The organism is Saccharomonospora iraqiensis subsp. iraqiensis, assembly GCF_000430445.1.
Taxonomy (GTDB): Bacteria; Actinomycetota; Actinomycetes; order Mycobacteriales; family Pseudonocardiaceae; genus Saccharomonospora; species Saccharomonospora iraqiensis.
Window position 1 is genome coordinate 39,588 of record NZ_KE387083.1, and the last position, 5,145, is coordinate 44,732.

General features: G+C 73.5%; 6 protein-coding genes. 4 read left to right on the top strand and 2 right to left on the bottom strand.

Features of this window, described 5'->3' with window-relative positions; genetic code table 11:
* Together hisH and priA are read left to right on the top strand one after the other, a co-directional pair.
* Window positions 1–517 (top strand): imidazole glycerol phosphate synthase subunit HisH (hisH, locus tag ACTIR_RS22565; RefSeq protein WP_065388561.1); only part of this gene is annotated, 517 nt, incomplete at its 5' end.
* A gap of 76 nt (window positions 518–593) precedes the next feature.
* A complete protein-coding gene (priA, locus tag ACTIR_RS0109745) occupies window positions 594–1,331 on the top strand; it encodes a bifunctional 1-(5-phosphoribosyl)-5-((5-phosphoribosylamino)methylideneamino)imidazole-4-carboxamide isomerase/phosphoribosylanthranilate isomerase PriA (protein ID WP_026454124.1) in 738 nt (245 codons plus the stop codon).
* Between the two features lie 13 nt (window positions 1,332–1,344).
* Here the strand turns inward: priA and ACTIR_RS0109750 are convergent, their stop codons facing one another.
* Window positions 1,345–3,147, bottom strand: coding sequence for a hypothetical protein (locus tag ACTIR_RS0109750; RefSeq protein ID WP_034239277.1), 1,803 nt, complete (start codon window positions 3,145–3,147; stop codon window positions 1,345–1,347).
* A 120-nt stretch (window positions 3,148–3,267) separates the two neighbouring features.
* On the opposite strand from ACTIR_RS0109750, the gene hisF reads away from it, so the two are divergent.
* Both hisF and hisI read left to right on the top strand, forming a co-directional pair.
* Window positions 3,268–4,041: an imidazole glycerol phosphate synthase subunit HisF gene (gene hisF, locus ACTIR_RS0109755; RefSeq protein WP_026454126.1), complete on the top strand. Its 774-nt coding sequence runs from the start codon at window positions 3,268–3,270 to the stop codon at window positions 4,039–4,041.
* Window positions 4,038–4,406, top strand: coding sequence for a phosphoribosyl-AMP cyclohydrolase (gene hisI / locus ACTIR_RS0109760; protein WP_026454127.1), 369 nt, complete (start codon window positions 4,038–4,040; stop codon window positions 4,404–4,406). The genes hisF and hisI overlap by 4 nt, the downstream gene beginning before the upstream one ends.
* 39 nt (window positions 4,407–4,445) lie before the next feature.
* On the opposite strand, the gene ACTIR_RS0109765 is transcribed toward hisI, so the two are convergent.
* Complete coding sequence (locus ACTIR_RS0109765) at window positions 4,446–5,099, bottom strand: TetR/AcrR family transcriptional regulator (RefSeq protein WP_026454128.1); 654 nt, start codon at window positions 5,097–5,099, stop codon at window positions 4,446–4,448.
* Window positions 5,100–5,145: the final 46 nt, after the last annotated feature.

Genomic DNA, 5,145 nt, shown 5'->3' on the forward strand with positions numbered 1-5,145 from the left:
GTCCGCCGACGGTCTCGTCGTCCCCGGTGTCGGCGCCTTCGCCGCCTGCATGGACGGGCTGCTCGCCGTCGGCGGCGAGCGGATCATCGGCAAGCGGCTCGCCGGGAGCAGGCCCGTGCTCGGCATCTGCGTGGGAATGCAGATCCTGTTCGAGCGCGGGGTCGAGCACGGCGTCGAGGCGAAGGGCGTCGGCGAGTGGCCGGGGACCGTGGAGGCTCTCGACGCCGAGGTGCTGCCGCACATGGGGTGGAACACCGTCGCCGCGCCGTCGGACTCCCGCCTCTTCGCGGGACTGGACGCCGACACCCGGTTCTACTTCGTCCACTCCTACGCCGTGCGCCGCTGGACGCTCGACTCCGAACTGCCCGCCGGGCACGCCGCCGTGACGTGGGCGCACCACGGTGGGGACTTCGTCGCCGCGGTGGAGAACGGGCCGCTGTGGGCCACCCAGTTCCACCCGGAGAAGTCGGGCGACGCCGGGGCGCACATCCTGCGGAACTGGGTCGACACCCTGTGACCGCGGGCGCACGGCGACCCGCGCCCGCGCCCGTCCTGCCACCCGGCGGCGCGGGGCCCTCTCCTATAGTGGCGGCGTGAGCTTCACACTTCTTCCGGCCGTCGACGTGGCCGACGGGCAGGCGGTGCGCCTGGTGCAGGGCGCGGCAGGAACCGAGACGGCCTACGGTTCGCCGCTGGAGGCGGCGTTGTCCTGGCAGCGGGACGGGGCCGAGTGGATCCATCTGGTCGACCTCGACGCCGCGTTCGGCCGGGGTTCCAACCGCGAGCTGCTCGCCGACGTCGTCGGCAGGTTGGACGTGGACGTGGAACTGTCCGGCGGCATCCGCGACGACGCCTCGCTGGAGGCCGCGCTGGCCACCGGTGCGCGCCGGGTCAACCTCGGCACGGCCGCCCTGGAGGACCCGGAGTGGAGCGCGAAGGTGGTCGCCACCCACGGTGACCGGGTGGCCATCGGGCTCGACGTACGCATCACCGAGGAGGGCCACCGGCTCGCCGCCCGCGGCTGGACCCGCGACGGGGGTGACCTGTGGCAGGCCCTCGACCGCCTCGACCGGGACGGCGCCCAGCGCTACGTCGTCACCGACGTCAGCAAGGACGGCACCCTGCGCGGGCCGAATCTGGAGCTGCTGCGGGAGGTGACCGCCCGCACCGACGCCGCGGTGATCGCCTCGGGCGGGGTTTCCACGCTCGACGACCTGCGTGCGCTGGCGACCCTGGAGACCGACGGGGTCGAGGGCGCGATCGTCGGCAAGGCCCTCTACGCCGGGGCGTTCACCCTGCCGGAGGCGCTGGCGGCGGTCGCCGCGGATTGAACCGTCCGTCGACCTACTCCGAGAACGCCTCCGGGAAGGCGTCCTCGGGAAGCGGCGCACGGCCCGGCCGGTCCGGAACCGGTTCGCTCGGGGTCGTCTGCCCGCGCCGGAGCGTCGGGCCGCAGTCGCGGAGCGGGTTCACCCCGGCACGCTGCTCGATCCAGGTGGTCGTGCGGTGGGCGTGGTCGCGCACCTCGGCGAGCAGTTCCGGCGTGCGCACCGCCTCCTTGCGGACCCAGTCGCCGTGCGGTCCGTGCTGGTAGATGTCGAAGTGGATCGGGTGGTAGTGCTCCGCCAACCTCGGGTCGAGGCCGATCCCGGTCCCGCTGCTCCACGGCTCCCGCACGTGGATGAAGGTGGGTTCGAGCACCTCGTAGACGTAGTCGCGTTGCCCGGCGCGGTCCTTGTCCCTGGCGAACCCGGTGAACCCGTCGTGGGTCAGGCCGGCCATGTCGACCAGCCGGAGGTCGCTGGTCATGGCCGTCCCCCCGAGATCGGGCAGGAGCAGGGAGGCGTGGTCCAGCCCGAGGATGTCGGCGTAGCCGTTGAAGACGCGCCCGAACCGGTCGGCGACGTAGCAGGCGGAGATGTTCGGATCGCCCCGGAACCGCTCCGCCGCGTGGGCGAATCCCGCCGAGCTGGGCAGCAGCACGGCGACCAGCCCGGCGGTCAGCCACGCCCGGTTCCGCGTGCGGGCGCGGCGCCACACCTCGGCCGTGGCCAGCGTGGCCGCCAGTGCCCCCAGCACCCACACCGGGGTGGCGAACCGGAACTGCCGCATCCAGTCCCCCTCCAGCACCGCGTACGCGGTGACGGCGAGTCCGAGCGGCACGAGCAGCGCGTACAGGCCGCCGCGCCACCACGGGGCCCGGGCCAGGGCGATGCCCAGCACCGCCATGACCAGCAACGCCGCCGGAGCGCCGAGGTAGTTCACCAGCTCACCGGGCCGCGCCAGGTCGTGCAGGGTGGGCAGGTCCTGCCCCTTCGCCACCGACGGACTCGCGAGCACCTGCCCGAACCGCACCAGCCGCCAGGCGAGGTAGCCGCCCACGGGCACGCCGAAGGCCGCCGTCGACACCAGCACGTGCCGCACGCTCCGGCGCACCGTCGCCCGGCTCAGGTTCCCGAGGACCACCAACGGGTACGCGCCCGCGTAGATCAGTCCCTCCGGGCGGGTCAGGGCGGCGAGCGCGGCGAGGACGCCCGCCGCGACGGCCACCCGTGGGGTCAGCAGGCGCCCGTCCAGCACCGCGCGGAACAGCAGGACCGCGAGGCCGACGAGAATTAGTGCGTAGAGCGCGTTCTCCAGCCCGGAGAAACTCCAGATCACGAAGGACGGGATCGCCGCGAGCAGGGCGCCGACCACCAGCGGCACCAACCAGGGGCGGGACAGCACCCGCCGCGCGGCCCGGTGGCAGGCGGTGAGGATCCCCGCGCAGCACAGCAGCGCGAGCAGCTTCGGGTAGAGGACGTAGTCCGGGACACCGAACAGGGTGCCGTGGTCGAACAACCCGACCACGCGCCCGAGCACCAGCAACAGCAACCAGGTCGGGTTGGAGAAGCCCTCCACCGGCTCGGCGCCCGGCTGGACGACCGACCCGAGTCCCTCCGCGAAGCTGCGCGCGTAGGCGAAGGTGATCGCCGCGTCGTCGATCAGCCAGCTGCCGTACTGCCACGCGTGCAGTCCGATCAGGGCGGTACCCGCGCCCACCGAGGCGACGGGAGCGAGGGGGACACGCCGTCCCGTCCCGGTCGCGCCGTCCGGCGAAGGGGGGTCGTCGACGGTCCGCGCGTCTGGCATCGGGCCGAGTGTCATGGAGTCACTGTAGAGAGGCACCTCGTGCCCACACGTCCGGGTGATACGCGTGTGCGCTGCACCTCCGGTGCCGCGCGGCCGGCGGGCGGGTCCGTGCGGCCGCCTGGGTAGGCTGACGGCATGTCCGTCGCCGTGCGAGTCATCCCCTGCCTGGACGTGGACGCGGGCCGGGTGGTCAAGGGCGTCAACTTCACCGGTCTGCGCGATGCGGGCGACCCGGTCGAACTCGCCCGCGTCTACGACGCCGAGGGCGCCGACGAACTCACCTTCCTGGACGTCACCGCCTCCTCCGGCGACCGGGAGACCACCTACGACGTCGTCCGCCGCACGGCCGAGCAGGTGTTCATCCCGCTGACCGTGGGCGGGGGCGTGCGCAGCACCGACGACGTGGACCGGCTGCTGCGGGCCGGCGCGGACAAGGTCAGTGTCAACACCGCCGCCGTCGCCCGCCCCGAACTGCTGCGCGAGGCGTCCCAGCGGTTCGGCGCGCAGTGCGTGGTGCTCTCGGTCGACGCACGCCGGGTGCCCGCGGACGGGACGCCGACCGCCTCCGGGTTCGAGGTCACCACGCACGGCGGACGCCGGGGCACCGGCATCGACGCCGTCGAGTGGGCGGCGCGCGGCGAGGAGCTCGGGGTCGGCGAGATCCTGCTGAACTCCATGGACGCCGACGGCACCCGGGCCGGGTTCGACCTGGAGCTGCTCCGGCTGGTGCGCGCCGCGGTGCGGGTCCCGCTGATCGCCAGTGGTGGTGCGGGCGAGGTGGCGCACTTCCCGCCCGCGGTCGACGCGGGGGCGGACGCCGTGCTCGCGGCGAGCGTGTTCCACTTCAAGGAGTTCACGATCGGTGCGGTCAAGGACGCGCTGCGCGCCGAGGGTGTGGTGGTCCGGTGAGCGGCGCACTCGATCCGGCGATCGCGGACAGGCTCAAGCGCACCGCCGACGGCCTCGTGTGCGCCGTGGTCGTCGAGCACACCACCTCGGAGGTGCTGATGGTGGCCTGGATGGACGACGAGGCGCTGCACCGGACGCTGAACACCCGCCGTGCCACCTACTTCTCCCGCAGCAGGGGCACGTTGTGGGTCAAGGGGGAGACCTCCGGGCACACCCAGTACGTGCGCGAGGTGCGGCTCGACTGCGACGCCGACACCCTGCTGGTGCGGGTCGAGCAGACCGGGCCTGCCTGCCACACCGGTTCCCGGTCGTGCTTCGACACCGACGAGCGGGTGCTGCTGTCCGACACCGGCCCGGGTGCGTGACGGCTCCCGGACGCGGGGAAGGCCGCGGGGACGGCGGCGTCAGGGGTTTCCGCCGCCGCTCCCGCCCGGGGTGAGGTCGTCGGTGAGGTCACCGGTGAGGTAGCGCTGCAACGTCGGTGCCACGGTCGCGACCAGTGTGTCGACGTCGGCCGAGGCGACCGGTTCCAGCCCGACGACGTAGCGCATCGTGCCGAGTCCGACGATCTGCGTGGCGCACAGCGCCGCACGCAGGTCCGGCGCGTCCGTGGCCGCCGTGCGGACGATCTCGGCGAGCATCGTGTCCACCAGGGTGTCCTTCAGCACGCCGAGAACCCGGTCGTGCGTGCTGATGCCGCGCACGAGTGCCGCGAACACGTCCCCGCCCGCCCCGTCCCAGACGGTGACGAACGTCCGCACGATGTTCTCCCCGAGGCGGTCCGGCCCGTCCGCGGTGACCCGGTCGACGATCTCGCGGTGGTCGAACGGCACGTGCAGGACAGCCCGGGCGAACAGGCCCTCCTTGCCGCCGAACCAGTGGTTGACCATGGCCGGATCCACACCGGCCCTGGTGGCGATGGCGCGCACCGTCGCGCGGTCGTACCCGTTCTCGGCGAACATCGCGCGCGCCGCCTCCAGCAGCGCCGTCCGGGTGTCCTGCCCCACCGGCCTGCGGCCGCGCCTGCGCGGAGGGTCCGTGTTCCGTGCCGTGGTCACGGTGCCATCGTGCCCGGGCCGGGGGCGCGGATTCCACCGGCCGTCG

Excerpts from the sequence above, each read along its gene's own strand:
- hisF (WP_026454126.1), top strand. The coding sequence starts at position 3,268 with ATGTCCGTCGCCGTGCGAGTCATCCCCTGCCTGGACGTGGACGCGGGC.
- ACTIR_RS0109750 (WP_034239277.1), bottom strand. The coding sequence starts at position 3,147 with ATGACACTCGGCCCGATGCCAGACGCGCGGACCGTCGACGACCCCCCT.